Genomic DNA, 26,762 nt, shown 5'->3' with positions numbered 1-26,762 from the left:
GCGGTTCGCGCTTCACATCCGGAAGACGCCGAAGCGCTCGGCGCCCCGAACCGGCCCGGTGTGGATCGCCGACAGGCAGAGCCCGAGGACGGTACGGGTGTCCCGGGGATCGATGACCCCGTCGTCATAGAGCCGACCGGAGAGGAAGAGTGCCCCGGACTGGGATTCGATCTGCTGCTCGACCATCGTCCGCATGGCGGCGTCGGACTCCTCGTCGTACTCCCGGCCCTTGGCGGCGGCCGCCTGCCGGGCCACGATGGAGAGCACCCCGGCGAGCTGGGTCGGGCCCATCACCGCCGACTTCGCGTTCGGCCAGGTGAAGAGGAACCGCGGCTCGTACGCCCGGCCGCACATGCCGTAGTTGCCGGCGCCGTAGGAGGCGCCGAGGTTCACCGTCAGGTGCGGCACCGTCGAGTTCGACACCGCGTTGATCATGAGGGCACCGTGTTTGATGATGCCGCGCTGCTCGTACTCGGTGCCGACCATGTAGCCGGTGGTGTTCTGGAGGAAGATCAGCGGGGTGTCGGCGGCGTTGGCGAGCTGGATGAACTGGGCTGCCTTCTGCGCCTCCGCGTTGAACAGCACCCCCCGGGCGTTGGCGAGCACCCCGACCGGATAGCCGTGCAGCTCGCCCCAGCCGGTGACCAGCGCGGTGCCGTAGGCCGGCTTGAACTCGTCGAATTCGCTGCCGTCCAGCACCCGGGCGATGATCTCGCGCGGGTCGAACGGCACCTTCAGGTCGGCGCTGGCGATGCCGAGCAGTTCCTCCGGGTCGTACCGGGGTGGCCGGGGGTCGGCGGTACGCGGCGGCGGTCCCGCCTTGCGCCAGTTGAGCCGGCGTACGCACTGGCGGGCCAGCCGGATGCCGTCCCGCTCGTCCTCGGCCAGGTAGTCGGCCAGACCGGAGGTGGTGGCGTGCATGGCCGCGCCGCCCAGCGACTCGTCGTCGGCGTCCTCGCCGGTGGCCATCTTTACCAGCGGCGGCCCGGCCAGGTAGACCTGCGACCGGTCCCGAATCATGATCACGTGATCGGACATTCCCGGGATGTACGCGCCGCCGGCCGTGGCGTTCCCGAAGACCACACTGACCGTCGGGATGCGCTCCGCCGAGAGCCGGGTCAGGTCGCGGAACACCCGCCCGCCCGGGATGAAGATCTCCGCCTGGGTGGGGAGATCCGCCCCGGCCGACTCGACCAGGTTGATCATCGGTAGTCGGTTGGCCAGGGCGATCTCCCCAGCCCGTCGAGTCTTCGCCAGCGACCATGGGTTGACCGCGCCGCCGCGTACCGTCGGATCGCTGGCAATGATCATGCACTCGACGCCCTCGACCGGGCCGATGCCGGTGACCACGCTGGCGCCGACCGGGAAGTCCGTGCCGTACGCGGCGACCGGAGACAACTCCAGGAACGGGGCGTCCGGGTCGAGTAGCAGCTCGACCCGCTCCCGGGCGAGCAGCTTGCCGCGCTTGCGCTGCCGGGCGCGGTACTTCTCGCCACCGCCGTCGCGGGCCTGGTCCAGCGCGGAGTCCAATTCGGCCAGCCGGGCCAGCAGGGCCTCCCGGTTCTCCTGGAAGGCCGGTGCGGCCGGGTCGAGCACGCTGTCGAGTGTGGTCACAGCTCCATGCCCTTCGCGATGATCTCGTTCATGATCTCGGTGGTGCCGCCGCCGATGCTGAGGATGCGCTGGTCACGGTAGTGTCGCTCCACTTCGGCGTCGCGCAGGTAGCCGAAGCCGCCGTGGAGCTGCAAGGCCGCGTCAACCACCTCGGCGCAGGCGGCGACCGCGGTGTTCTTGGCCATCGCGACCTCGGTCATCTCCGCCTCCCCGGCCGTGACCCGGGTCGCTACGTCGAGCACGTAGGAGCGGGCCGACTCGGCGCGGGTGTGAAGCTCGGCGAGGCGGTGTCGGACGAGCTGTCGGCTCGCCAGCGGGCGGCCGAAGGTCTCCCGGTCCCGGCACCAGCCCAGCGCCAGCTCCACGCAGCGCTGCGCCGTCGCGTACGCCTGGGTGGCCAGGGAGATCCGTTCGGCGGCGAAGTTCTGCATGATGGAGAAGAAACCGGTGTTCTCCGCGCCGACCCGGTTGCCCACCGGTACCCGAACGTCGGCGAAGGAGAGCTCGGCGGTGTCCGAGCAGTGCCAGCCAAGCTTCTCCATCCGTCGGCCGACGGTGAAACCCGGCATGCCCTTCTCGATCACCAGCAGGGAGATGCCCCCCGCCTCCGACCCGCCGGTACGCACGGCGGTGGTCACGAAGTCGGCCCGGTGCCCGCTGGTGATGTACGCCTTGGCCCCGTTGACCAGGTAGTGGTCGCCGTCGCGGCGGGCGGTGGTGCGCAGCCCGGCCACGTCCGAGCCGCCCCCCGGCTCGGTGACCGCCAGCGCGCCGATCATCGTCCCGGCGAGGGTCGGTCGGACGTAGCGCTCGACCAGGTCGCTGCCGCCGGACGGGGCTTGGGTGCCGGCGCTGGCGGCCACCAGGTGCGGCAGGGCGATCCCGTGCGTGAAGAGCGCCGCCACCAGCCCGGAGGAGCCACCGGACCGGATGATCTCCTCGGTGACGACGACCGAGTCCAGCAGGTCGCCACCGCTGCCGCCGACCTCCTCGGGAAAGCCGATACCAAGCAGGCCGACCTGCGCGGCCGTGGCGTGCAGCTCCCGCGGGACCTCGCCGGCCCGCTCCCAGTCGTCGAGGTGCGGTAGCACCTCTTTGGCCATGAACGTTCTGGTCAGCTCGCGGAGTTGCCGACGTTCCGGGGTGTTGACGGTGGTCATGCTGTTGCCTCCGGGATCAACTCGACCGGGACCTCAACCACACGGGAGCGCAACAGCTCCCCCAGCGCTTTCGCCTGCGGGTCGAAGCGGGTTGTGGCCGCCACCCCCGGCCCGAGCAGCCCCCGGATCATGAAGTTGACGGCTCGCAGGTTCGGCAGCTCGTACCGCTCGACGGTCAGTGGGGCGGTCTCCGGCAGCAACTCGGCGAGGCGCACCACGGTCAGCCAGCCCCGCAGCCACGCCCAGGTCGCGTCGGTGCGGGCCCAGACCCCCAGGTTGGCGTCGCCCCCCTTGTCCCCCGACCGGGCTCCGACCAGTTCCCCGAGGGGCCGGCGTCGCGTCGGGTACGCCGTGCGGTCCGGGCCGGACACCGGCGCCCCGGTCGGGTACGCCGTGCGGCCCGCGCGAGACACCGGCGCCCCGGCCGGCTGCGTCCGCGGTGGCGGGGGGATCGGTACGCGGGTGCCGTCGGGCAGGACCGCCATGTGCTCGACGGCGTCCTGCCCGACCGTGTCGGCGGTGAAGACCCCGTACGGAGTCGCGTCGCCGGGGGGAGTGGTCAGCGTGCACCCCGGGTACGAGGCCAGCGCCAGCTCCACCGCCGCGGCGGAGAAGGCACGCCCGGCCCGGGCCTTGTCCCCGTCGCGCAGGTGGACGTGGAGCAGGGCGCTCGCCGGCTCGGTATCCGGTGCGTCGGGGTGGTCGGTGCGGGCGAGGACGAACTCCAGCCCTTCCTTGCCGACCGTCTCCTCCAGTTGCCCCCGGACCAGGGCGGCCTTCGCCGGGATGTCCAACCCGCAGAGCACGAAGGTCATCGAGTTGCGGAAGCCGCCGAGGTTGTTGACGCCGACCTTGAGCGTCTCCGGTGGGGGTGTCCCGCGGACCCCGGACACCCGGACCCGGTCCGGCCCGTCCGGGGTGAGGCGTACCGAGTCCAGCTGGGTGACCACATCCGGCCCGAGGTAGGCGGGCGTGCCCACCTCGTACAGGAGTTGGGCGGTCACCGTCTCGACGGTGACCGCGCCCCCGGTGCCCGGGTGCTTGGTGAGCACCGACGAGCCGTCGGCGTGCAGCTCGGCGAGGGGAAAGCCGGGCCGGTGCCCGCCGTCGGGCAGCTCGGTGAAGAAGCTGAAGTTGCCCCCGGTCACCTGTGCGCCGCATTCGAGCAGATGCCCAGCGACGGTTGCACCGGCGAGGGCGTCCAGGTCGTCGCGGTCCCAGCCGAACCGGGCGATCGCCGGCCCGACCACCAGCGAGGCATCGGTGACCCGCCCGGTGACCACCACGTCGGCGCCCGCGTCGAGTACGGCGGCGATTCCGAACGCCCCGAGGTACGCGTTCGCGGTCAGCGCGTCCGGCCGGGGCAGCGAGTCGCCCTCCACGTACCCGACCTTGAGGTCGAGCCCGAGCCGTTCGGCGAGGGAGCGGACGGCGGCGGCCAACCCCGCGGGGTTCAGCCCGCCGGCATTGGTGACGATCCGGACGCCGCGTTCCTGTGCGGTGCCGAGGGTCCCTTCGAGTTGGCGCAGGAACGTCCGCGCGTAGCCGAGGTCAGGGTCGCGCATCCGGTCCCGGCCCAGGATGAGCAGGGTCAGTTCGGCGAGGTAGTCCCCGGTGAGCACGTCCAGGTCGCCACCGTCGAGCATCTCCTGCCAGGCGGAGAAGCGGTCGCCGTAGAAGCCGGAGGCGTTGCCGACCCGCAGGCAGGCGCTCCTGCGGTCGCCGGTGCCAATGCGGTCACCGCTGCGCATGCTGTCGTCGGTGCTCATGCCGTCGCCTGTGCTTTCGGCGCCCGGCCAGCGCCGGGCGGGCCGGCGAAGGCCTGAGCCACGTCCAGCCAGGCCTCGGCAACCGACCCGGTCGCGGTGAGGCGGAGGTCGGCCCGGTGCCGGCGTTGGGTCACCAGCAGGCAGAAGTCCAGTGCCGGCCCGGTGACCCGGTCGGCGGCGTCCGCCGGACCGTAGACCCAGGTCTCGCCGGTGGTGTCGGCGCTGGTCGGCGGCGCGGTCAGTTCGATTCGGACCGGCGCGGTCGGCAGCGGGCGACCGTGTGCGGCGAAGGAGTGCGGCAGCGTCCGGAAGCCGAGGTGCGCGATGTGCCGCAGCCGTGCCGTGGCCGGCCGGGTGACTCCGAGTGCGTCGGCCACGTCCGCGCCGTGTGCCCAGGTCTCCATGATCCGCGCGGTAGCCATCGACGCGGGGGACATGTTGGTGCCGTACCAGGGAAGCTTCTCGCCAGTCGGGATGGCCACCAGGGCGGTGGCGAGCGCCGCCCGGCCGGAGCGCCAGCGGGGCAGTAGCTCGGCCGGTGGGGCAAGGAACTCCTCCGCGCCCGCGTCCACCAGGCGGGCCGGGTCGGCCGCGGTGGTGACGGAGGCGTAGAACGCGTCGGCGTCTGTCGCGGCGAGCTGCGCGGCGTGATCCGTCCAGGCCAGGTGCGCGATCTGGTGGCCGATCGTCCAGCCGGGTGCGGGCGTGGCGCGGGCCCACTCGGCGGTCGACAGCGGTGCCACGAGAGCGTCCAGTTCGGCTGACTCGGCGGCGAGATCGGTCAGCAGGTCCGTCAGGTTGACCATGGTGCCTCCGGGGGAGTCGGCGGTGGTGCGGGACGGGTCAGGGGGCGAGGAGCACGGTGAGCTGGCGTTTCCAGGCGGTGAGCAGCGTGGTGCGCCGGGCCGAGTCGTCGTTGAGCAGGTTCGCCACGCCGAGGCCGCGGAGCAGGTCGAGGGTGGCCTGCACTGCCTCCCGCACCCCGGGTCGGCGCTCGTCGACCTCGAGTAGGGCGACGGTCAGTCGGTGCATTTCCCGGCCGAGGCGGGCTTCCAGCGGCACTAGCGCCGTCCGTAGTTCATGGTCAGTACGGGCGGCGACCCACAGCTCCAGGGCGGCGATGAAGAGCGGTCCGGTGAAGGCCGCGGCGAGCAGGTCAACCACCCGGTCCACCCGTTGTGGGCCGGCGGGTAGGGTCTTCGCCTCGACCCGTAGCTCCTCCGCGCGCCGCTCAGCGAGGTGCCCGACCGCGGCGGTGACCAGGGCGGCCTTGGTGGGGTAGTGGTGCAGCTGGGCCCCCCGGGACACCCCAGCCCGGGTCGCTACGACGGTCGTCGTGGTGCCCGACCAGCCATGCTCGACCAGGCACGCCACGGTGGCCTCAAGGAGCCGGGCCTGGGTGGCGCGGCTGCGTTCCTGCTGTGGGACGCGGGTCGATGTGCCAGACACGGCCTCAGCGTGCCGCCCCCAAAACAAACAGTCAAGCCTGACTTTTTTGGGGCGAGAAAACGGCGGCCGGCGAACCGGCCGCCGTTGCAGCGGGTAGCACCGTTCCCCGTGGACTCAGGGTCAACGGGCGGGCGGTGCGATCAGACGCGGGCGCGACGAGCCAGGCGCTCCGGGTCGAGGATGATGATGCTCTTGCCGTCCAGGCGTAGCCAGCCCCGCGAGGCGAAATCGGCGAGGGCCTTGTTGACCGTCTCCCGGGAGGCGCCGACGAGCTGGGCGATCTCCTCCTGGGTCAGGTCATGGGTCACCCGCAGCACTCCGCCATCCCGGGTGCCGAACCGTCCCGCCAGCTGGAGCAGGTTCTTCGCGACCCGACCGGGCACGTCAGTGAAGATCAAGTCAGCTAGCGAGTCGTTGGTCCGGCGCAGCCGGCGGGCGAGTACCCGGAGCAACTGCTCAGCGATCTCCGGCCGGTTGTTCAGCCAGGGGCGCAGCGCCTGCTTACGGAGCCGCACCAGGCGGGTGTCGGTCACTGCCGTCGCCGTCGCCGTCCGGGGCCCCGGGTCAAAGAGCGACAGCTCGCCGACCATGTCCGAAGGGCCCATGACCGCGATCAGGTTCTGTCGCCCATCGGCCGCCCGGCGGCCGACCTTGATCTTGCCGGAGAGGAGGATGTACAGGCTGTCACCGGGCTCGCCCTCGTTGAAGACGACATCGCCCTTGCGGACCTCGATCGTCTCCATCTCCTTGGCCAACGCCTCGGCAGCCTCCGGGTCGACCCCCTGGAAGATCCCACTCCGGGCCAGTACCTCGTCCATCGCGCACCTCCGCCTGCGCGTGCCGTCCGTTCGGCGGGTCCGCCGTCCGCTTCTCCCTCGCGCTCGGTCAGTCTAGGCGCACGTGCGCAGATATTCCGAGGTGCACCCCGGTAAACGTGAGCGTTGGGCGTAACCCGCCGCCCGTCGTCAACGTCACGATACCCTGCTGCACCAGGTGAGATGTGCCGCGCGCAGGATCGGGCCGTAGGGTCGCCCCGTGCTGAACGAACCGTCACTGTGTACCCGTCGTGAGGACGGACGGAACCTCCCGGTGCTGGTCTGGCGAGCCGAGCGGCCGTTACTCAGCGCGAGTTCAGCGGCGTTCGGCGGCGGACTGGGCGTCCGGAGCTGGGTGATCAACGCGACCGTCCCGATGTCGTACGACCGGGACGACCCCGTCGCGCACCTGGCCGAACTGGCCGAGGGGTTTGGTCTCGACGGCCCCGGTGTGGGCCTGCTGACCGGGGTGGACGTCACGGAGGTGGTGGCCCGAACCGACACCGGAGTACGGGTCTGGGCGACCGTCGGGCTCGGCGTTCCGATCTGGGCCGCCGCCCCCGCCGAGCGCGCCCCCGCCGAGCGCGCCCCAGTCGAGCGTGCCCCCGTCCCGGCTGCACCCGAGCGCGCTCCGGTCCCGGCCCCCTCCGAGCACGCTCCGGCCACGGCTGCACCCGGCGCGGGCGGTCATCCGGTCGGCACCGTCAACACCGTGGTGTACGTGCCGGCCCGGCTCAGTCCCGCCGCCCTGATCAACGCCGTGGCGACCGCCACCGAGGCGAAGGCGCAGGCCATCGCCGAGCTGGGAATGCCCGGCACCGGCACCCCGACCGACTCGGTCACCGTCTGCTGCCCGACCGAGGGGCCCGAGGCGCCGTACGGTGGCCCCCGCTCCACCTGGGGTGCACCACTGGCCCGGGCGGTGCACCGCGCGGTCCTGGCCGGTGGCGCCCGTCCGGTGCTGCCGTGGTCGCAGCAGCCGGCCAGTTGAGCGACCCACTATCGGCCTCGTCTGCAGGGCGCGGGCCCGGTAGGGTCGCGGGCGATGCGTGCCCACCCCAACACATTGACGTTCGCGACCCGTACGCGTCGGCTCCTGTCGGCCGGCGCGCTGCTCGCCGTACTGGTCGTCACCGGTTGCGGCGCGGTCGACTCCGGTGCACCCGGGTCCGGCGGGGCCTGGCAGCCCGGGGCCGGCGGTGGCACCGGAGCCCCCTCCGCCTCCCCCACCGAGGCCGCGGCAATCTCCCTCAGCGCCACCGGCGACATTCTCCTCGGCAACGCCCCGAACCGACTGCCCCCCAACGACGGCGCGGGCTTCTTCGACGAGGTGCGCCCGGAGCTCGCCGCCGACCTGGTGATGGGCAACCTGGAGGAGCCGCTCACCGTCGATACCGGGACCGGCAAGTGCGGCAACGACTCCACCAACTGCTACCAGTTCCGGGCCCCACCGGAGTACGCGGCGCACCTGCGTGACGGTGGGTTCAACCTGCTCAACCTGGCCAACAACCACGGGAACGACTTCGGCGCGAAGGGCCTGGAGAACACCCGACAGGCGCTTGAACAGTACGAACTGACGCACACCGGGGCCCCGGACCAGATCACCGTCATTGACGTACGCGGCGTCCAGGTGGCGGTGGCGGGCTTCTCGTCGTACGCGTGGTCGAACCCGCTGACCGACATCCCGGCGGCGAAAGAGGTAGTCACCAAGGCCGCTGAGCAGGCGGACCTGGTGGTGGTGCAGGTGCACATGGGTGCGGAGGGGGCCGACAAGACCCGGGTCAAACCGGGTACCGAGCTGTACCTGGGGGAGAACCGGGGCGATCCGGTCCGGTTCGCCAAGGCCATGATCGACGCCGGCGCGGATCTGATCATCGGGCACGGCCCGCACGTCCTGCGGGGCATGGAGTTCTACCAGGGCCGGCTGATCGCCTACAGCCTGGGCAACTTCGCTGGCGGCGGGAACACGTTCAACCGCAGCGGCAAGCTCGGCTGGGGCGGCGTGCTCAAGGTTTCGCTGCAGCCCGACGGCACCTGGGACGGCGGGTCGTTCGCCTCGACGTTCATGAACGGGTCGGGTCTGCCGGCGACGGACCCGGACGATCGGGGCCTGGGGCTGGTGCGTGAGCTCAGTGCCGCGGACTTCCCGGAGACCGGTGCGATCTTCGACGACCTGGGACAGATCAGCCCACCGCAGCCGAGCTGATGGCCGGCCCTACCGCACGGGCACGAAATGGGGACCGGCGGCCGGCGACGTAGGCTGGCCAGCGTGACCATCAGCCTCAGGGAAGAGACCGACCTCGGTCGGACGCGTCGCGCCCGGCGGATTGGGCGGGTGCTGGCCGACACCCACCCGGACGCGCACTGCGAACTCGACCACTCCAATCCGTTGGAGCTGGCCGTGGCGACGATCCTCTCCGCTCAGTGCACGGACAAGCGGGTCAACGAGGTCACCCCAAAGTTGTTCGCCCGGTACCCGCAGGCGGCCGACTACGCCGGCGCCGACCGGGCCGAGCTGGAGGAGCTGATCCGGTCCACCGGCTTCTACCGCAACAAGGCAGATTCGCTGATCCGGCTGGGCCAGGGGCTGGTCGAACGGCACGACGGCCAGGTTCCCGGGAAGCTGACCGAACTGGTCTCCCTGGCCGGAATCGGCCGCAAGACGGCGAATGTCATCCTCGGCAACGCGTTCGGCGTGCCGGGAATCACCGTCGACACGCACTTCAACCGACTCGTACGGCGGTGGGGGCTGACCACCGAGACCGACCCGGTCAAGATCGAGCACGCGATCGGGGCGCTCTATCCGAAGCGCGACTGGACGATGCTGTCGCACCGGATCATCTTCCACGGGCGGCGGGTCTGCCCGGCCCGGAAGCCGGCTTGCGGCGCCTGCACCCTGGCGAAGCTCTGCCCGTCGTACGGGACTGGGCCGACCGATCCGGCGGTGGCCGCGCGACTGCTCAAGGGCCCCCGGGCCCGGGACCTCGCGGTGGCCGCCGGAGTTGATCCGGAGCTGGTGCCAGCCCAGGACGGGGCGGTGGAGGCACCGTGAGGAAGCGGCTCGTAGCCCTACTCGTCCCAGCGTTGCTGACGGTGGCCGGCTGTACCGACGCCGGGCCGGAGAACGCCCCCATCACCCGGGACGAGGCGGCGCAGAGCCGGCCGTCCCCGTTCGCGGACTGCTCCGGCCTGACCACCGACCGGCCCAGTGCCCCACCCGCCGCCCCGGCCCCCGGCGGCACGCCCCTGCCGGAGCTGACGCTGACCTGCTTCACCGGCGGTGCTCCGGTCGAACTGCAGCAGCTCAAGGGCCCAGCAGTGATCAATCTTTGGGCCTCGTGGTGCGCCCCCTGCCGGGCCGAGCTGCCCGCGTTCCAGCGGCTCAGCGAGCGGACCGAAGGGCAGCTGACGGTCGTCGGGGTGAACATGCGGGACACCCGCAGCGGCGCCCAGTCAATCGGCGAGGACTTCGGGGTCCGCTTCCCCAGCCTGATCGACCAGGGTGAGGCGTTGCAACGGGCGTTGGGACGCAACGCCATCCCGATGACCGTCCTCATTGACGCGAACAGCCGGATCCGACACGTCGATGTCTCCGGGGCGCTCGACGACGCCCGCCTCGCGGAGCTGGTCCGGGTGCACCTGGGCGTGGCGGTGCCGGAATGAGCCGCCCGTACCTCGCCCGCTACCTGGGTGCGGCGGTGGCGTGATGAGTCGGCAGCCGCCCTCCTGGCTGGACCCGCTGCTGACCCGGCTGGGCAGCGCCCGGACGGAGGACTTCACCCGGCTGGTTACCCCGCAAAGCGGTGGGCGGGAGAGCGCCGTGCTGGTGCTGCTCGGCGAGGCCCCCGGCGCCGGCCCGGACGTGCTGATCCTCCAGCGAGCCGCCACCCTGCGCAACCACGCGGGACAGCCGGCCTTTCCCGGTGGCGCCGCCGACCCGGAGGACGCGGATGCCTCCGCGACGGCGCTCCGCGAGGCGAACGAGGAGGTTGACCTCGATCCGAGAACCGTCACCGTCCTCGCCGAACTGCCGAAGCTGTGGATTCCGGTCAGCGACTTCGTGGTGACCCCGGTGCTCGGCTGGTGGCACGCCCCCCACCCAGTGCACCCACGGGAGCCGGCCGAGGTGGCGCACGTGGCCCGGATGCCGATCACTGAACTGGTTGACCCGGAGAATCGGCTGCGCGTACGCCACCCGAGTGGCTGGATCGGCCCGGCCTTCTCCGCCCGCGGCATGCTGGTGTGGGGATTCACCGCGGGGGTGCTCTCCGCCCTGCTCGACATGGGGGGCTGGGCCCGCCCGTGGCGTCCGGGACCGGTGGTGGACCTTCCCCCGGTGGGCGCCGATCCGGCACCCTCGGCCGGGACCGACGCGGCGGACGAGAGCGCTCTGCGCTGACTCCAGTGACCTTGCGTAGCGGCAGCAGCCGGTACGTGGGCCCGGGCCCCGTAGGCTGGACACGTGTCCGCCGTGGATCTCGTACTGCTCCTGCTCATGCTCGTGTTCGCGATCAGCGGATACCGCCAGGGCTTCGTCACCGGCGTGCTGTCGTTTTCCGGGTTCTTCCTCGGAGCGCTGGCCGGCCTTCAGATCGGCCCCCGGCTCGCCCAGCAGTTCCTGGACAGCGGCACCCGAGTGCTGGTCTCACTGGTGGCGATCTTCGGGCTGGCGGTGCTGGGGCAGGCGCTGGCCGGCTGGCTCGGCACGCGCCTGCGACGCACGATTCGTAGTGACTTCGGGCGACAGGCGGACGACATCGGTGGCGCCTTCGTCTCGCTGTTCGCCGTGCTCCTGGTCGCCTGGTTGGTCGCGGTCCCGCTGGGCTCGTCCTCGCTGCCCTGGCTGGCCTCCGCGGTCCGCAACAGCGCGCTGCTCACCGTGGTGGACCGGGTCCTGCCCGACCAGGCGCAGGAGCTCTCCACCGCGCTGCGGGAGACCGTCGACACCAACGGCTTCCCGGACGTCTTCGGTGACCTGGCGCCCACCCGCGCCCGGCAGGTGGCCCCGCCCGACCCCGCCCTCGTCGGATCACAGGTGGTGGCCAACAGTAAGAGCTCCGTGGTCAAGGTGCTCGGCTCCGCCCCAAGCTGCTCCCGCCGCCTGGAGGGCTCCGGCTTCGTCTACGCCGACGACCGGGTGATGACCAACGCGCACGTGGTGGCCGGAACCCGCTCCACCGTCGTCGAGCTCAACGGCGAACGGTACGACGCCCGGGTGGTGGTGTACGACCCGGACCGAGACCTGGCAGTCCTGCACGTCCCGGGTCTGCCCGGCCCGTCGATGCGCTTCGCCGCCGGCAACGAGGACAGCGGCGCGGACGCGATCGTGCTCGGCTTCCCGCTCGACGGCCCGTACAACGCGCAGTCAGCCCGGGTCCGAGAGGTTGACGAGATCACCGGACCGGACATCTACTCCAGCGGGAAGGTGACCCGGGAGGTGTACACCATTCGGGCCCTGGTGCAGAGCGGAAACTCCGGCGGCCCGTTGGTCTCCACGAACGGCCTGGTGCTCGGGGTGATCTTCGCGGCGGCGGCCGACGACCCGAACACCGGCTTCGCGGTGACCGCGGCCGAGGCCCGCTCGGTCGCCCTGGCCGGAGCCGAACGTGTGCGTGGCGTCAGCACCGGCGGGTGCACCTGAGTGGCTCAACGACGGCGCGGTGGGGTGACCCGCCAGACCGTGAACACCGCGGCGGTCGCGGCCACCACGCCGGTACCCAGCAACCACCCGGCAACCACGTCGCTGCTCCAGTGCACGCCCAGCGCCACCCGGCTGAAGCCGGTCACCCCGGCGAGGAGGAACGCAGCGGCCCAGACCGCGTACCGCTTGGCAAAGTGGCCCGGCCGGGGTCGGAAGACCACCAGCAGTACGCCGGCGGCGAGCGCCGCGTTCAGCGCGTGCCCGGACGGAAACGCGAGCCCGACCGCCTGGGCCAGGGGGTTCGAAAACTCCGGCCGGGGACGCCCTACGAGCAGCTTGAGCAGCGGGCTCAGCAGCCCGCCGACCGTCATGGTGACGGCGACCCAGAGCGCCAGCTGCCGAGCCCGACGCCGGGCCAGCCAGCCAACCACCACCAGCGCGCCCAACCGCAGCGGCATCGGTGCGAAGACCTCGGTCCACACGTTCAGCGCCCCGGCCCACCCCGGATGCCGCAGGCCGTACCCGACGAGCGCCTCGGTTACCGCCCGGTCCAGCCGCCGCAGCGGCGACCAGGACGCCAGCACCAGCAGCGCGAGTAGAAACGGCACCAGCACCAGGAACGCGGAAACGACGGCGAGGGTCAGCCGCAACCCCAGCCCGTCGTCGGGGTGCAGGCGGCGGTCGCGCCACGACGGCCGGGCGGCGGTACCGAGGCCGGACGCGCGCATAGCTCCGTCTACCCGGATCGCCACCGGGCATGCCGATGCGGTGGACCTGCCCGGCGCGGCATCCCTACCAGCGGAATCGGCCCGCCTTGCGGGCACCATCGGCGGGCAGCGCGGCGGGAAACGCCAGCCCGGTCACGGTTACTCCGACGTGGAGCCGGCCCCCGCTCCAACCGACCACGGCTCCCACGGCTCCCACGAGGCGGATGGGACAGCCGGGACGAACTCGAGCCCGGCACGGTCGGTGTTCGCGCTGGCCGTGGATGGCGCCGGACCGAAGCCGACCACCCCCGGCGAGGACTGGTCATCCAGCGGGTTGAGCCCAACCGGGTCCACCTCGGCGGTCAGTGCCGCGACCGGGTCGATCAGCCCGTACCCGAAGCTGTCGTCCCGCCCGGCGGGACCGATGTCCCGAGCGGTGCGCAGCATTCGATTGATCACATCGCCAGCGGGCATCTCTGGATACCGGGCGCGGATCAGCGCGGCGGTGGCGGAGACCAGTGGCGTGCCGAAGCTGGTGCCCTGAACCCGCCAGTACCGGTCTGGCGGCCGCGCGCCCACCAGACCGGCCGCGGGCGCGGTGAGCACCGTCTCCCGGCCAGTGATCGCGCCGGACCAGAGATTCTCACTCTCCCGGTCCAGCCCGGAGACCGCGATCACCCCCGGCTCCCGAGCCGGGTACCAGACCGTGCTGGAGCTTGCGGCAGTCTCGTTGCCGGTGCAGGCGACGACCACCACGTCCCGGGCGAACGCGTAATCCAACGCGGCGGCCAGCGCCGGGCTGGCGCTGCTGCCGCCGAGTGACAGGTTGATCACCCGGGCGCCGTTGTCAACGGCCCACCGTACGCCGTTCGCCACGATCAAGGCGTCGTCGTAACGGTTCTCCGCGTCCAAGACCCGTACCGGCAGGATCCGGGCGTCGGGGGCGAGGCCCACCACCCCGCGGCTGTCGTCGCGGCGGCCCGCGATCAATCCGGCCACGGCCGTACCGTGACCCACCGGATCCGGGTCGGCGGTGCTCGACGGATCGACCAGGTCGAGACCGGGTAGCACCCGCCCAGCCAGGTCCGGATGGTTGGCATCCACGCCGGAGTCGATGACCGCCACCACCACCCCGGCCCCGGTTGAGGTGCGCCACGCCATACTGGCGCGCAACAGGTCCAGCTGCCACTGATCGTCGCGAGCCTGGTCGGCGGAGCGGTCGGTCGACTCCACCAAGGTCCTACCGGCCGAGTGGCCCGGCCCTCCGGCGGCGATCTGCCCAATGTGGCCGGGGAGGGTGGTGCTGACCTGCCCGGCGTGCGGGACGACGGCGACCGGCACGGCAACGGCGACGGCGACCGAGGTCAGCGAGAGCCACACCCGTCTGGCTCTCCGGCGGGCGGGGGACCTGCTACCACGCCGCACCCCGGTCACGTCCTCGACCATTTGCGTTCGACCAACCTAGCCATAACGTTCGGAGGCTACCGGTTTCCGCGGCCCTGCTGGTGCATTCGGGCAATATTTGCCAGCCAACGACTGGTGGGTGAGCTGGCCAACCCCGTCCGGGTACGCGCGGTTGCCGGTCGACCGGCACGAACGGGCCCGGGGGCTGCTCGGTTGAGCGCCCCCGGGCCCGCCGGTGTTTGGGTCAGTGCGCGGAGTCGCCGTGCTCCGCGGCCTCCCGGCCGCGCCGGATCGACGCGACGATCTCCTCCTCCGCCTCCTGCCGGCCCACCCAGGTGGCGCCCTCGACGGACTTGCCAGGCTCGAGGTCCTTGTACACCTCGAAGAAGTGCTGGATCTCCAGGCGGTCGAACTCACCGAGGTGGTGGATGTCGCGGAGGTGCTCCTGACGTGGGTCCTCGTACGGGACGCAAAGGACCTTGTCGTCGCCACCCTTCTCGTCGGTCATCCGGAACATGCCGATGGTGCGGCACCGGATCAGGCAGCCCGGAAAGGTCGGCTCCGGGACCAGTACCAGAGCGTCCAGCGGGTCGCCGTCCTCGCCCAGAGTGCCCTCGATGAAGCCATAGTCGGCTGGGTACTGCGTGGAAGTGAAGAGGGTGCGGTCCAGCCGGATCCGACCGGTCACGTGGTCAACCTCGTACTTGTTGCGGTGACCCTTCGGGATCTCAACCGTGACGTCGAAATCCATCTGCACGCTCCTCGTCTGCCCACGCTGGCATTGACCGGCGGCGTTCGTCGCCAGACAGGTGAAACCCCGCCCGACGGTCCGGTGGCCGCTTAGTCTTCGGACCGAAGTAGTGTCACCCAAGCAGGTTCCGCGGGGCGAGGAGGGGGCCGTGGGGAGGGAAGATTCACACTACCGTCCGGAGCATAGTCCTGGACGGGAGACCGGTAGATCTGCTCGAGGTAGCGCGGTTGGGCGGGCGCCAGTGCCCGAGGCGCACCCCAACCACTGGCCCGCTGCCGAGCCCGAACCGGGAGCGTCGCCGGACCAGCCGAGCTGGCCCAAGCCGGAACCGGGAGCGTCGCCGGACCAGCCGAGCTGGCCTAAGCCGGTGCCACCGGCGGCTTCCTCCGACAGCGGCAGCCGCGGCCCTGTACCGTCCGGTGCGACCTCGTCCGGTCGCCCCCGGCGTTGGCTACTGCCGGCCGTGCTGGCCTCGGTGGTGCTCCTCGCGCTGGGCGCGGTCGGGGTCATCATGGTGCGGCCGGATCCGGAGGCCCAGTGGAGTGATGGGGACGCCGCCGCGCAGCCGCCGGCGGTGCTGGCCGCGGCCGACGTGACCGCGCCCGAACCCGCCGCCGCCGGGGTGCGCGCCGTGCTCGACCCGCTGGTCAGCTCCGCCGCGTTGGGTGACCGGGCCAACGTCTCGGTCGCCGACGTCGCGACCGGAACGATCCTGTATGACCAGGGCGCTGGTGACGGCACCGTGCCCGCCTCGGTGACCAAACTGGTCACCGCCGCGACCGTGCTCGCCGCGCGTGGTCCGGGGCACCGGATTCCCACCCGGGCGGTTGCCGGGGCAGCCCCGGGCGAGGTTGTGCTCATCGGTGGGGGCGACCCGACGCTCGCCGTGGACGGCTCCGGCTTCTACCCGGGCGCGGCGCGCCTTGATGAGCTGGCCGCGCAGGTGAAGACGGCGCTTGGTGGCGTCGCCCCGACACGGGTCGTGGTCGACTCGTCGCTGTACTCCGGGCCGGCGTACGCCTCCGGCTGGGACGACGACATTTTCTCTGGAGGGTACGGCTCGGCGGTTACCGCGCTGATGACCGACGGCGCCCGCAGTGACCTGGAGCAGGCGAAACGGGAATACGACAACGGCGATAACGCCACCGAGCGGGTGCCAGAGCCGGATCTGCACGCCGGCGAGGCGTTCGCCCGGCTGCTGGATGTACCGACGGAGGCGGTCGAGCGGGGCCCGGCGCCCGCGGCCGGAGCGGGTGCGACGGCGGGTGCGCCCGGTACTGAGCTGGGTGTGGTGCAGTCGCTGCCGATGGTGCGGCTGGTCGACATCATGATCGTCGACAGTGACAACATGGTGGCTGAGGCTCTGGCCCGGCAGGTGGCCCTGGCTCGGGAACAGCCGGCGTCATTCTCCGGTGCGGGAGAGTCGATGGAGGCGGTCGCGGGGGAGCTGGGGCTGCCGGTTGATGCGCTCACGCTCACCGACGGCAGCGGCCTATCTCGCGCCAATCGAATCAGCCCGGCGCTGCTCACCGACCTGATCCGGCTCGCCGCCGACGGCAGCCGTCCGGAGCTGGCGGCGCTCTTCGGTGGCCTGCCGATCGGCGCCTGGTCGGGCACCCTCGCCGGCCGCTACACCGATGTCGCGGCTCAGGCCGGTGCTGGGATGGTCCGCGCCAAGACCGGCACGCTGACCGGAGTGCACGCGATGGCCGGGCTGGTAACCACCGCCGACGGACGCCTGCTCACCTTCGCGGTGCTCACCGACCGGGCGCCCAGCGGCGGCCTGATACAGGCCCAGGTGACGCTGGACCGGATCACCGCGGCCCTCGCCGCCTGCGGCTGCCGCTGACCTCAGCTTGGGCGGGGCGGTGGGAGTGGGGCCCGACCACGACCGCCGTGGCCCCGGTCGGCGGGCGACCCCACAGGTACGGTGGGCCCATGGCGCAGTTCGTGGACTGGGATCTGGCCGCAGCGACCGCGGGGACGCTCGGCAAGACGGGCCCGCGCGTCTCCTACGCCGAAGCCACGGAGGTCGTCGGCGACCTGCGCCGGCTGACCGACGAGGCGGCCGAGCACGTCGGTGACTTCACCGGGCTCCGATCGCAGGTGTCGCACCCGCCGGTGCAGGTGGTGGACCGTCGTGACTGGGCGGCGGCCAACGTCGCCGGTCTGCGCGAGGTCATCGGCCCCCTGGTCGGTCGGCTCGCGGGAGACAAGCAGCCCGGCATGTTGACCGACGCGATCGGTTCGCGGATCACCGGCGTGCAGGCTGGCACGGTGCTGGCTTACCTGTCCGGCCGGGTCCTCGGCCAATACGAGGTCTTCGCCGGCGAACCGGGCCAGCTACTGCTGATCGCGCCGAACATCGTCGAGGTGGAGCGGAAGCTGGCGGCTGATCCCCGCGACTTTCGGCTCTGGGTCTGTCTGCACGAGGTCACCCACCGCACCCAGTTCACCGCGGTGCCGTGGCTGCGGGCCTACTTTCTCGGTGAGGTGCAGGCGTTCGTCGACGCCGCCAGCAGTGGCGCCGACCCCCTGGTCGATCGGCTACGTCGCGGCGTCGCCGTTCTCGCCGACGCGGTGCGGGAGCCGGCCGGTCGCACCAGCGTCCTGGACATCGTCCAGACGCCGGCCCAGAAGGCGGTGCTGGACCGGCTCACCGCGCTGATGACGCTGCTCGAGGGGCACGCCGAGTTCGTGATGGATGGCGTGGGGCCGCAGGTGATTCCGAGCGTGGAGCGGATCCGGGCCTCGTTCAACCGCCGTCGGGAGTCGGGCAACCCCGTGGAGAAGGCGCTCCGGCGGCTGCTCGGGGTGGAGGTGAAACTGCGCCAGTACGCCGAGGGGCGGAGGTTCGTCCACGGTGTGGTTGAGCGGGTTGGCATGGCGGGCTTCAACCGGGTCTTCGCCTCCCCGCTGACCCTGCCCCGGCTCGCCGAGCTCAGCGACCCGGACGCCTGGGTGGCCCGGGTGCACGGGCCGGCCGGTCCGCTCCCGGCCGGCGACTGACCGACCGTCCGTGGCCGCACTCGCCCCACCGGTCGCCGCGATCCGCCGCGCGATCCGGCATGCGTTGACCGAGCTACCCGGTTCGGGGCCGGTGCTGGTGGCCTGCTCCGGGGGAGCCGACTCGCTGGCACTCGCCGCCGCGACCGCCTTCGTGGCGCCCCGACTCGGGCGATCCGCCGGTCTGGTCACCGTTGACCATGGTCTGCAGAAGGGCTCCGCACAGCGGGCGGCGGCGGTGGCCGACTGGGCCCGGGCAACCGGCCTCACCCCGGTCGAGGTGGTCCGGGTGGACGTGTCCGGGCGGCCTGGTGGCCCGGAGGCCGCCGCCCGGGCGGCCCGCTACCGGGCGTTGACCGAGGTGGCCGACGGGCTTGGGGCGGCGGCGCTACTTACCGGACACACCCGCGACGATCAGGCGGAGACGGTGCTGCTGGCGTTGGCGCGCGGCGCCGGGCCACGCGGCCTGTCCGGGATGCCGGCACGGCGGCGGCTCGGCTCGGCGCTGCTGCTGCGTCCGCTGCTGGAGGTGAGTCGGGAGCAGACCCGGGCGGCCTGCACGGCGCTGGGACTCGACCCCTGGGAGGACCCGCACAACTCCGACCCGGCGTACGCCCGCGCTCGGGTCCGGGCCGAGGTGCTGCCGGTGCTGGTGCGGGCACTCGGGCCGGCGGTGCTGGACAACCTGGCCCGTACCGCCCGGCTGGTCGCGGTCGACACGGCGGCGCTGGATGAGCAGGCCAGCACCGCGCTGGGCGGGGTGCGGCACCCCGATGGGGGGCTCTCCGTGGGCGGGCTCGCGGAGTTGGCGCCGGCGGTCCGCGGGCGGGTGTTGCACGCCTGGGCCCGGGAGCTGGGGGCTCGCCCGGCCGCCCTGTCGCACCGGCATGTGGATGCGTTGGAGGCCCTGGTCACCGGCTGGCGCGGGCAGGGGGCGGCGCACCTGCCGGACGGGCTGCGGGTGCTTCGTCGGGCGGGTCGGCTCACCGCCGACGACCCGGATGCGCAGGTGTGACCGAGGGAGCTTCCGCTGGTCAGCGGGGCGGGGATCGGTCCCGTTTGCTGGTCTTTGCGGAGAAACCCGGCCTGGGTCGTATAAAAGGAGCGGCCCCGCCGACGGAGACCATCGTGCGTACGGCAGGCTAGGAGCCATGGCTGACGGCTCCTGGTACGACGCCGATATCGACCACGTGATCATTTCGGAGGCGCAGATCCGCGAGAAGACGGCGGAGTTGGCCAAGCAGATCTCGGCGGACTACGCCGACATCGAGGACGGGCTACTGCTCGTCTGCGTCCTCAAGGGCGCGGTGATGTTCATGGCCGACTTCGCCCGGGCGCTGGGCCGGCACGGGCCCCCGGCCGAGCTGGAGTTCATGGCGATCTCCTCGTACGGGCAGGGCACCACCTCCTCCGGCGTGGTGCGGATCCTCAAGGACCTGGACCGGGACATCGCCGGCCGGCACGTGGTCGTGGTGGAGGACATCGTCGACTCCGGGCTGACCCTCTCCTGGCTCCTGCGCTACCTGGAGTCCCGCTCGGCGGCGAGCGTCGAGGTGGTCGCGCTGTTCCGCAAGCCGGAGGCGGTGAAGGTGCCGGTCGCGGTCAAGTACGTCGGCTTCGACATCCCGACCGAGTTCGTCGTCGGCTACGGGCTTGACTTCGGCGAGCGCTACCGGGAGTTGCCCTTCGTCGGCGTACTCCGACCCGAGGTCTACGCCCGGTAGGAGCGCTCGCTTCGACGTTCAGCGGACTCTCAGCCGTACGGACTAGGGTTGGGGCCGGCGGCGTGGAGGTAATCTCCACGCCCGACCTCCGCAACCGCGGGACCGGGCGGTTGGGTGGCCGGGTGCGGAGCTCCCGTCCCGCTGGCAGGAACCCCGGTTCGCCCTACGCGTAAGTGCTGGGGCTGGCATGCTCGCAACCGGCACGAACGGTGTACGGTCGAGTGACCGTGGCGCGACGTGGTGCCCCGGGGGTTAGACCGGCCCGCACGGCGGCTCCGCCGCCGCGCTGGCGGCGACACTATTCAGACGGTCCGGACGTCGATCAGGAGGATGCGAGCGTCTCGGCGCTCGACAATAGTATGGAACGTACGCGTTTCTTCCGCCGACCGTTGGTCTGGGTCCTCCTGGTCGGCCTCGGCGCCTTTTTGCTCTACAACGTGGCCTTCAGCGAGCCCGACTACCACCAGGTGGAAACCTCCGTCGCGCTGGAGCAACTCGACAAGGGTGGCATTGAGAAGGCCGTCTTCGCCGACAAGGAGCAGACGCTCCAGCTTGACTTGGCCGAGCCGGCCGAGTTCGGTGATACCACCACCAATCGGATCGAGGCGCAGTTCCCGTACGAGGTCGGTGACCAGGTCTGGAACGACGTCCGCGACGCCGAGGCGAACAACCGCATCACCGGCCCGGTCGACGCGGATGTCTCCCGCGACAGCGTCTGGATGACCCTGCTGATCAGCCTGCTGCCCATCCTGCTGCTGGTGGCCCTGCTGCTGTTCTTCATGTCGCAGATGCAGGGTGGCGGCTCCCGGGTGCTCAACTTTGGCAAGTCCAAGGCCAAGATGATCACCAAGGACACGCCGAAGACGACCTTCGCCGACGTGGCGGGCTCCGAGGAGGCCGTCGAGGAGCTGCACGAGATCAAGGACTTCCTGCAGAACCCGGCGAAGTACCAGGCGCTCGGCGCCAAGATCCCGAAGGGCGTGCTGCTCTTCGGTCCGCCCGGCACCGGTAAGACCCTGCTGGCCCGCGCGGTCGCCGGGGAGGCCGGGGTGCCCTTCTACTCCATCTCCGGCTCGGACTTCGTCGAGATGTTCGTCGGTGTCGGCGCCAGTCGGGTCCGGGACCTCTTCGAGCAGGCCAAGACGAACGCGCCGGCGATCGTCTTCGTGGACGAGATCGACGCGGTCGGTCGCCACCGGGGCGCTGGCATGGGCGGCGGTCACGACGAGCGGGAGCAGACCCTCAACCAGCTCCTCGTCGAGATGGACGGCTTCGACACCAAGGGCGGTGTCATCCTGATCGCCGCCACCAACCGGCCGGACATCCTCGACCCGGCGCTGCTGCGGCCGGGCCGCTTCGACCGGCAGATCCCGGTGGACGCGCCGGACATGGAGGGCCGCAAGGCGATCCTGCGGGTGCACGCCAAGGGCAAGCCGTTCACCCCCGATGTTGATCTCGACGCGGTGGCGCGGCGTACTCCTGGCTTCAGCGGTGCCGACCTGGCCAACGTGATCAACGAGGCTGCACTGCTCACCGCGCGCCGGGACAAGCGGGCAATCACCGACGAGTCCCTGGAAGAGTCGATCGACCGGGTGATCGCTGGCCCGCAGCGCCGTACTCGGGTGATGAGTGACAACGAAAAGAAGATCACGGCGTACCACGAGGGTGGGCACGCGCTGGTCGCCTGGGCGCTGCCGCACGCCGCTCCGGTGCACAAGGTCACCATCCTGTCCCGGGGCCGGTCCCTGGGGCACACCCTGGTCCTGCCAACCGAGGACAAGTACACCCAGACTCGGGCCGAGATGGTCGACACCCTGGCCTACGCGCTAGGTGGCCGGGCCGCCGAGGAGCTGGTGTTCCACGAGCCGACCACCGGCGCTGGCAACGACATCGAGAAGGCCACCCAGCTGGCCCGCGCGATGATCACCCAGTACGGGATGAGCTCGAAGCTCGGTGCGCTCAAGTACGGCAGCAGCGGCGACGAGCCGTTCCTCGGCCGCAACATGGGCAACGAGCGGGGTTACTCCGACGCCGTCGCCGCCGAGATCGACGCCGAGATGCGAGCCCTGATCGAGTTGGCGCACGACGAGGCCTGGGAGATCCTGGTCGAGTACCGCGATGTCCTGGACAACATCGTGCTCGAGCTGATGGAGAAGGAGACCCTCTCCACGGCCGACATGGCGCGCATCTGCGACCGGGTCGTGAAGCGCCCGCCGATGGCTCCGTACAACGGGTTCGGCAAGCGCCAGCCCTCCACCGAGCCGCCGGTTCGCACGCCCGCCGAGAATGAGGCGCTCAAGGCTCAGGGCCCGGCCGACGCCGCATCCATCAGCGGTGCCGCCTCGAACAACTCGGAGGGACCACACTGAACAGCGACGACGAGGTGGCCAACCGCTCGGAGGGGTTGGCCGCCTCCGCCACCAAGACCGACGGCGACCTGGACCACGTCGCCGCCCGGTTGGTCAGCGGTCGGCTCACCGGCGGTCCGGTCGAGGAGAGCGTTGACCTGGTTCGGCTGGAGAAGGCGGTCCGCGAGATCCTGATCGCGGTCGGCGAAGACCCGGACCGCGAAGGGCTCCAGCAGACCCCGGCCCGGGTAGCCCGGGCCTACGTCGAGTTGTTCGCCGGGCTCCGGGTCGACCCGGCGCAGGTGCTCAACACCACCTTCGAGGCCAACCACGACGAGCTGGTGCTGGTCCAGGGCATCGATGTGATGAGCCTCTGCGAGCACCACCTGCTGCCGTTTCGGGGCAGTGCCCACATTGGGTACATTCCCGGCTCGGACGGCCGGGTTACCGGGCTGTCCAAGCTGGCCCGACTGGTAGAGGTCTTCGCACGTCGTCCCCAGGTGCAGGAGCGGCTCACCGTACAAATCGCCGACCTGCTGATGGCGCAGCTCCAGCCGCGCGGCGTGATCGTCGTCCTGGAGTGCGAGCACATGTGCATGGCGATGCGCGGCATTCAGAAGTCGGGGGCCTGCACGATCACCTCCGCGGTACGCGGCAGCCTGCAAGAGGACGCGCGAACCCGCGCCGAGGCGATGGCCCTGATCAACTCGCGCTGACCCCACCCGCCCGGCGGGTCATCAGCGCCGGGCGGCCCCACTCCGCCCCGGGACGCCGCTACGCCTGCGCCGAGCTCAGCCCAGTAGGGCGAGCAGGAGCACCGCACTGGTCAAAACGGCCGGGACTAGGCAGACCAGCGCCCCGAGCCGCGGAGTGCGATCCGGCTGCCCGCCCGCCTTCGGCCCGGCGAGGCGCCCCACCCACCACCAGCCCGCTGCGAACGCCGCCGCCGGCGTGGCCAGCCCGACAACCAGCGCAGCGGCGCTCACCGTGCTGGGGCCGGTGACGGCGAGCAGGATCAGCTGGACCAACGGCATCAGCAGGGCCAGCGGGGCATAGCAGAGCAGGTTACGGGCGATGACGGGCCAGCCCGCCAAATTGACCAGCCCGCGGGCGGTCAGTGCGGCCTCCGCCGACTCCACCCGGCCGGCCGCCCCCCGCAGCGCCGCCAGCACCTTCGCCGGCCCACTCGCCATCGACCGATTCGCCGCCGAGAGCTCCGGTGGCGTCGGCGCCAGCGAGATCGGCGGTACGCCGGACTCGCGCAGCCGCGCCTCCTGCCCGGCCAGCTGGGCCCGGACCAGCGCCAGCTCCTCCCGGGCGGCCGCGACCGCGCGGGCCTGCTCGCCCGCGGCGGTGGCCGCGCTTCGGCGTACCTCGTCGAGCTCCCGGGTGGCCGCGAGGTACTCGTCCCACGCCACCTCAACCGGCTCGTGGGCGGCCTCCGCCTCGTGGGCTACCTCGACCCCTTCGTGGGCCTCCTCCAGCTCGTGCGCTACCTCGACCGCTTCGGGGGCTGCCTCCGACCCGTGGGCTGGCTCAGGCTCAGGCGTTGCCTCGACCGGCTCGCGGTCAGGTAGCGGCTGGTGGGCCGGCGCCGGCGGATGAACCGGCCGCGGAACGTGGATCGGCGGCATCGGCGGGGCAGCCGGGGGGTGCTGCCGGTCCGGGCCCCGATCCTGGCTGGGAATCCGGCTCACGTTAGGGCCGGATTCGTGGCGAACGGAACCAGGACCACACCCTGCCCGCTGTGGCCGTCCCAAAGCAACGCCCGGTCTGGTCGAGGACGCCACTCCACCGGGCGACCACAGAGCGCCCCGAGCTGGGCCCCCGGCACGTCCACGACGGCGACCGTGGCGAGCTTGGCCAACTCGTCTCCTGGTTCGAGTAGGGACGCGAATGAGGATACGGTGCCCCACCGGCCGAGCAGGTGACGACCGGCCGGCGGACCCTCCCGGAGCAGGGTGGCGAGCCGGTCCGGCGGAACCTGTCCGGAATCCAGCCCGTCCAGGTCGAAAACGACCAGGTAGGCCGGCTCGGCCGAGTCGAGGACGGCCGGCAGGTCAGCCTGATCCACCACCTCGACCGAGTGCTCAGTGGCCAACTCGGCGGCGAGCGCCGCCGCGAGGGGCCCCGCCTCGTCCGCGGGCGGCACCACCACGAACCGGGCGGAACCCGGCTGGTGGTGGGCGGCGACACTGCGGGCCGCGCTGACCAGCAGGCCAGCCGCCGCCACGCCGGCGCCGAGCACCGCCAGATTGCGCCCCGGGGCGGGGTCGAGCGACACCGCCACCGTCGACCGGGTCACATCCACCGCCCGGCCCAGCAGCGCCACCGGCCCGGTCGCCCCACCGGCCACCGCCGACCGGTACCGGGGGTCGTTGCGGAGCTGCGGCTGGGCGTAACCGGCGAAGACGACCGGCGGTGCACTCCGCTCCGGGCGGGCATCCCAGAGCCGGTGCCGCAGGCCCTCCACCGCCTCGCAGTGATCCAGTGGATCGGGGAAGCGGACCACCCGCTCGTGTCCCCGAATGGCGCCACGCGGCCCCCCGAGGCCGCCCGCGGTGTTGACCACCGCACTCCCCACCGCCAGCCCGGCCGCCGAGTCGTTGGTCGAGGCCAACACCGCGCCCCCGCCGGGAAGCGCCACCCGCACCGGGAACTGCCCGAGCAGCGGATCCCGGTCACTGCGCGCCCGAAGGCCCAGGTCGCCCTCCCCGGCCAGGAGCAGATGCACGCCGTACGACCGGCCGGTGTGCGCCACGGTCTCGAGCAGGGCCCGCGCCTCGGAGGCGATCCGGTCCCGGCCGGTGAGTAGTCGCGGAAGGCCGTCCACCGCGGCGACGATCCGCGGTAGCTCCCGGTGCTGCCGCAGCTCCTGGTACCGCTGCCCGCCGGCCCGGACACCGGCTTCCTCGCGGCGGCGGACCTCGGTGGCCAGGAGGTCAAACAGATCCAGCACGTACTCCCGGTCGGCGGTGATCGCGGCCGCCCGGACCTGCGGAATCCAGGAGCGGTCGCGTTCGGTTTGGAGGAACTCGGCGAAGGACTCCCCGGCGCCGAGGTCGGCCAGGTAGACGACGAGCTCCTCGGGACCGTAGCGGGCGGTCAGGCCGAGCAGGGCGGTGGCGAGGAACGTTGATCGGCTGGTGTCGGAGCGGCCACTCACCAACCAGTGTGGCGTCAGCTCCGAGAAACCCAGGGAGACCGGCCGCCCCCCGGCGTCCCCCACCGTCGTCGTCATCCCCGCGCGGGAACTCGTCGTCCACAGCGGCTCGCTCGGCGCCGGAAGTAGCTCGGCCAGGGCCAGCCGTGAGCCCTCCTCCACCTGCTCGGCGAGGCGCCGGCAGACCTTGTCAACGAGGTCTGCCGGCGGATCCGGTTCGAGGAAGACCGGTGAGTTCAACCCGCCCGGAGGATCCGCCTCCGGCGCCCCGAAGGCCGTGCCGGGAGGGCCAGTGAGCAGTGCGTACGCACTGCGGATCGTCAACGAGGCGGCGTGTGGCAGCGGCGCGCGGCCGACCGGCCACCCGGCCACCAGCAGGTGCAGGCCACTCGCGCCACCCTGCTCGGCAAGCGCCTCCAGGCGGATCAGGTCGGTGTGGTCGGTGGATTCGGGCAGCGCGGCGACGACCAGGAGCAGGGTTCGGTCGTACCGGCGTCGACCGTCTCCGGCCGGGGCCACCCACCGCTCCGCCTCCGCCAGCACCGTCCGCAGGCCGGCGACGTCCGTAACCGGGGGTGGCAGGAGGCCGGCGTCGGCGAGCGCCCCGAACGGGGCCAGCGCGGTACCCGTACCGTCGACCGCGCGGACCAGCAGCGCTCCGGCCGGCGTGGCCGCCAGCAGTCGCAACAGGACGGCCCGGACCAGGCCCGCCACCCGCGGGTCCCCGGTGTCGGCATCGATCGCCAGGTTCCCGGTACCGATCAGCGGGACCAGTGCGGGGAAGCGCGCCTCGTCGAGCGGGGCGGCGGTGCCGACCCGGACGAAGGGCGGCGGCCCCTCCCCGGCGACGGTCCCCGCCGGCAGGGTCTCCAGCGCGGCTCCCGCCCAGCCGGGGGCGAGTTGGTCGGCGGCGCTCCGCAGCCGGTCGGCGAGCTCGTACTGGCGGGCGTGGTCGGCGGGAGCGGGACGAATATCGTCCAGGACGTCGGCGGCGGCGACCGCGGTGGCGGCGGCCTGCCGGTGTAGGGCAGCGGCCCGGTTCGCCCGCCTCCTCGGACCCACCGTGTCCACCCCCTTTTCGCGAGGTCGGCGACCCACCCCGCGCGAAGACCGTAGCGCAGGACGACCTGGTTCCGGCGGAGGCGCCGCGGTGCTGCGTCGGTGTTGTTGCCGACGTTACCGGTGGGGAGGAAGCCGTCACGATCCGCCTA

23 protein-coding genes are annotated in these 26,762 nt (G+C 72.0%); 12 read left to right on the top strand and 11 right to left on the bottom strand.

What is annotated here, in order from left to right:
• Positions 1 to 12: 12 nt before the first annotated feature.
• From B116_RS0108505 to B116_RS0108480, 6 genes are all read right to left on the bottom strand, one after another.
• A complete protein-coding gene (locus tag B116_RS0108505) occupies positions 13 to 1,614 on the bottom strand; it encodes an acyl-CoA carboxylase subunit beta (RefSeq protein WP_027659796.1) in 1,602 nt (533 codons plus the stop codon).
• The gene (locus tag B116_RS0108500) at positions 1,611 to 2,774 is read right to left on the bottom strand and encodes an acyl-CoA dehydrogenase family protein (protein ID WP_018721021.1); all 1,164 of its coding nucleotides are present in this window, start codon (positions 2,772 to 2,774) and stop codon (positions 1,611 to 1,613) included. Before B116_RS0108500 ends, B116_RS0108505 begins: the two co-directional genes overlap by 4 nt.
• The gene (locus B116_RS0108495) at positions 2,771 to 4,543 is read right to left on the bottom strand and encodes an acyclic terpene utilization AtuA family protein (protein ID WP_397540680.1); all 1,773 of its coding nucleotides are present in this window, start codon (positions 4,541 to 4,543) and stop codon (positions 2,771 to 2,773) included. The genes B116_RS0108500 and B116_RS0108495 overlap by 4 nt, the downstream gene beginning before the upstream one ends.
• Positions 4,540 to 5,349, bottom strand: a complete 810-nt coding sequence (locus B116_RS0108490) for a TIGR03084 family metal-binding protein (protein ID WP_027659794.1) — start codon at positions 5,347 to 5,349, stop codon at positions 4,540 to 4,542. Before B116_RS0108490 ends, B116_RS0108495 begins: the two co-directional genes overlap by 4 nt.
• 37 nt (positions 5,350 to 5,386) lie before the next feature.
• Positions 5,387 to 5,992 carry a TetR/AcrR family transcriptional regulator gene (locus B116_RS0108485; RefSeq protein WP_018721018.1) on the bottom strand — a complete coding sequence of 202 codons (606 nt, stop codon included), beginning with the start codon at positions 5,990 to 5,992 and terminating at the stop codon, positions 5,387 to 5,389.
• Between the two features lie 140 nt (positions 5,993 to 6,132).
• Positions 6,133 to 6,810 (bottom strand): Crp/Fnr family transcriptional regulator, encoded by a 678-nt coding sequence (locus B116_RS0108480; RefSeq protein WP_018222205.1) that lies wholly within the window; start codon positions 6,808 to 6,810, stop codon positions 6,133 to 6,135.
• Between the two features lie 217 nt (positions 6,811 to 7,027).
• Here B116_RS0108480 and B116_RS0108475 point away from each other — a divergent pair, with 217 nt between their 5' ends.
• The 6 genes from B116_RS0108475 to B116_RS0108450 all read left to right on the top strand — a co-directional run bounded on the left by B116_RS0108475 (position 7,028) and on the right by B116_RS0108450 (position 12,448).
• A complete protein-coding gene (locus B116_RS0108475) occupies positions 7,028 to 7,798 on the top strand; it encodes an adenosylcobinamide amidohydrolase (protein WP_027659793.1) in 771 nt (256 codons plus the stop codon).
• 54 nt (positions 7,799 to 7,852) lie between these two features.
• Positions 7,853 to 9,013: a CapA family protein gene (locus B116_RS0108470; RefSeq protein WP_027659792.1), complete on the top strand. Its 1,161-nt coding sequence runs from the start codon at positions 7,853 to 7,855 to the stop codon at positions 9,011 to 9,013.
• 27 nt (positions 9,014 to 9,040) lie between these two features.
• A complete protein-coding gene (gene nth, locus B116_RS0108465) occupies positions 9,041 to 9,859 on the top strand; it encodes an endonuclease III (protein ID WP_033667435.1) in 819 nt (272 codons plus the stop codon).
• Complete coding sequence (locus tag B116_RS0108460) at positions 9,856 to 10,470, top strand: TlpA family protein disulfide reductase (protein ID WP_027659790.1); 615 nt, start codon at positions 9,856 to 9,858, stop codon at positions 10,468 to 10,470. The genes nth and B116_RS0108460 overlap by 4 nt, the downstream gene beginning before the upstream one ends.
• Before the next feature lie 43 nt (positions 10,471 to 10,513).
• Positions 10,514 to 11,206: an NUDIX hydrolase gene (locus B116_RS0108455; protein ID WP_018721013.1), complete on the top strand. Its 693-nt coding sequence runs from the start codon at positions 10,514 to 10,516 to the stop codon at positions 11,204 to 11,206.
• Positions 11,207 to 11,269: 63 nt separating this feature from the next.
• Positions 11,270 to 12,448: a MarP family serine protease gene (locus B116_RS0108450; protein ID WP_018721012.1), complete on the top strand. Its 1,179-nt coding sequence runs from the start codon at positions 11,270 to 11,272 to the stop codon at positions 12,446 to 12,448.
• A gap of 5 nt (positions 12,449 to 12,453) precedes the next feature.
• On the opposite strand, the gene B116_RS0108445 is transcribed toward B116_RS0108450, so the two are convergent.
• The 3 genes from B116_RS0108445 to B116_RS0108435 all read right to left on the bottom strand — a co-directional run bounded on the left by B116_RS0108445 (position 12,454) and on the right by B116_RS0108435 (position 15,310).
• Positions 12,454 to 13,176, bottom strand: a complete 723-nt coding sequence (locus B116_RS0108445; protein WP_027659789.1) for a phosphatase PAP2 family protein — start codon at positions 13,174 to 13,176, stop codon at positions 12,454 to 12,456.
• A gap of 138 nt (positions 13,177 to 13,314) precedes the next feature.
• A complete protein-coding gene (mycP, locus tag B116_RS0108440; RefSeq protein ID WP_027659788.1) occupies positions 13,315 to 14,601 on the bottom strand; it encodes a type VII secretion-associated serine protease mycosin in 1,287 nt (428 codons plus the stop codon).
• 202 nt (positions 14,602 to 14,803) lie between these two features.
• Positions 14,804 to 15,310 (bottom strand): inorganic diphosphatase, encoded by a 507-nt coding sequence (locus B116_RS0108435; RefSeq protein ID WP_018222215.1) that lies wholly within the window; start codon positions 15,308 to 15,310, stop codon positions 14,804 to 14,806.
• Positions 15,311 to 15,773: 463 nt separating this feature from the next.
• On the opposite strand from B116_RS0108435, the gene dacB reads away from it, so the two are divergent.
• The 6 genes from dacB (at position 15,774) to folE (ending at position 23,104) form a co-directional block, all read left to right on the top strand.
• Positions 15,774 to 17,159, top strand: a complete 1,386-nt coding sequence (gene dacB / locus B116_RS0108430) for a D-alanyl-D-alanine carboxypeptidase/D-alanyl-D-alanine endopeptidase (RefSeq protein WP_018721009.1) — start codon at positions 15,774 to 15,776, stop codon at positions 17,157 to 17,159.
• Between the two features lie 89 nt (positions 17,160 to 17,248).
• The gene (locus B116_RS0108425; RefSeq protein ID WP_027659787.1) at positions 17,249 to 18,319 is read left to right on the top strand and encodes a zinc-dependent metalloprotease; all 1,071 of its coding nucleotides are present in this window, start codon (positions 17,249 to 17,251) and stop codon (positions 18,317 to 18,319) included.
• Positions 18,320 to 18,329: 10 nt separating this feature from the next.
• Positions 18,330 to 19,331, top strand: a complete 1,002-nt coding sequence (gene tilS / locus B116_RS0108420) for a tRNA lysidine(34) synthetase TilS (protein WP_027659786.1) — start codon at positions 18,330 to 18,332, stop codon at positions 19,329 to 19,331.
• 136 nt (positions 19,332 to 19,467) lie between these two features.
• The gene (hpt, locus tag B116_RS0108415) at positions 19,468 to 20,040 is read left to right on the top strand and encodes a hypoxanthine phosphoribosyltransferase (protein WP_027659785.1); all 573 of its coding nucleotides are present in this window, start codon (positions 19,468 to 19,470) and stop codon (positions 20,038 to 20,040) included.
• A 359-nt stretch (positions 20,041 to 20,399) separates the two neighbouring features.
• On the top strand, positions 20,400 to 22,409 hold the full coding sequence (gene ftsH / locus B116_RS0108410; protein WP_018721005.1) for an ATP-dependent zinc metalloprotease FtsH: 2,010 nt from the start codon (positions 20,400 to 20,402) through the stop codon (positions 22,407 to 22,409).
• A gap of 35 nt (positions 22,410 to 22,444) precedes the next feature.
• Positions 22,445 to 23,104, top strand: a complete 660-nt coding sequence (gene folE / locus B116_RS0108405) for a GTP cyclohydrolase I FolE (RefSeq protein WP_026321477.1) — start codon at positions 22,445 to 22,447, stop codon at positions 23,102 to 23,104.
• Between the two features lie 75 nt (positions 23,105 to 23,179).
• Here the strand turns inward: folE and B116_RS0108400 are convergent, their stop codons facing one another.
• Both B116_RS0108400 and B116_RS0108395 read right to left on the bottom strand, forming a co-directional pair.
• On the bottom strand, positions 23,180 to 24,085 hold the full coding sequence (locus tag B116_RS0108400; RefSeq protein WP_027659784.1) for a hypothetical protein: 906 nt from the start codon (positions 24,083 to 24,085) through the stop codon (positions 23,180 to 23,182).
• Positions 24,082 to 26,622, bottom strand: a complete 2,541-nt coding sequence (locus tag B116_RS0108395; protein WP_027659783.1) for an FtsK/SpoIIIE domain-containing protein — start codon at positions 26,620 to 26,622, stop codon at positions 24,082 to 24,084. The genes B116_RS0108400 and B116_RS0108395 overlap by 4 nt, the downstream gene beginning before the upstream one ends.
• Positions 26,623 to 26,762 lie beyond the last annotated feature (140 nt).

Source organism: Salinispora fenicalii (assembly GCF_000514815.1).
Taxonomy (GTDB): Bacteria; Actinomycetota; Actinomycetes; order Mycobacteriales; family Micromonosporaceae; genus Micromonospora; species Micromonospora fenicalii.
Note: the sequence above shows the minus strand (reverse complement) of the source record. Positions and strands in the feature narration are given on the sequence as shown.

Excerpts from the sequence above, each read along its gene's own strand:
- B116_RS0108490 (WP_027659794.1), bottom strand. The coding sequence starts at position 5,349 with ATGGTCAACCTGACGGACCTGCTGACCGATCTCGCCGCCGAGTCAGCC.
- B116_RS0108495 (WP_397540680.1), bottom strand. The coding sequence starts at position 4,543 with ATGAGCACCGACGACAGCATGCGCAGCGGTGACCGCATTGGCACCGGC.
- B116_RS0108470 (WP_027659792.1), top strand. The coding sequence starts at position 7,853 with ATGCGTGCCCACCCCAACACATTGACGTTCGCGACCCGTACGCGTCGG.
- B116_RS0108480 (WP_018222205.1), bottom strand. The coding sequence starts at position 6,810 with ATGGACGAGGTACTGGCCCGGAGTGGGATCTTCCAGGGGGTCGACCCG.
- B116_RS0108435 (WP_018222215.1), bottom strand. The coding sequence starts at position 15,310 with ATGGATTTCGACGTCACGGTTGAGATCCCGAAGGGTCACCGCAACAAG.
- nth (WP_033667435.1), top strand. The coding sequence starts at position 9,041 with ATGGGGACCGGCGGCCGGCGACGTAGGCTGGCCAGCGTGACCATCAGC.
- hpt (WP_027659785.1), top strand. The coding sequence starts at position 19,468 with ATGGCTGACGGCTCCTGGTACGACGCCGATATCGACCACGTGATCATT.
- B116_RS0108425 (WP_027659787.1), top strand. The coding sequence starts at position 17,249 with ATGGCGCAGTTCGTGGACTGGGATCTGGCCGCAGCGACCGCGGGGACG.
- B116_RS0108445 (WP_027659789.1), bottom strand. The coding sequence starts at position 13,176 with ATGCGCGCGTCCGGCCTCGGTACCGCCGCCCGGCCGTCGTGGCGCGAC.
- mycP (WP_027659788.1), bottom strand. The coding sequence starts at position 14,601 with ATGGTCGAGGACGTGACCGGGGTGCGGCGTGGTAGCAGGTCCCCCGCC.
- B116_RS0108500 (WP_018721021.1), bottom strand. The coding sequence starts at position 2,774 with ATGACCACCGTCAACACCCCGGAACGTCGGCAACTCCGCGAGCTGACC.
- ftsH (WP_018721005.1), top strand. The coding sequence starts at position 20,400 with ATGGAACGTACGCGTTTCTTCCGCCGACCGTTGGTCTGGGTCCTCCTG.
- B116_RS0108455 (WP_018721013.1), top strand. The coding sequence starts at position 10,514 with ATGAGTCGGCAGCCGCCCTCCTGGCTGGACCCGCTGCTGACCCGGCTG.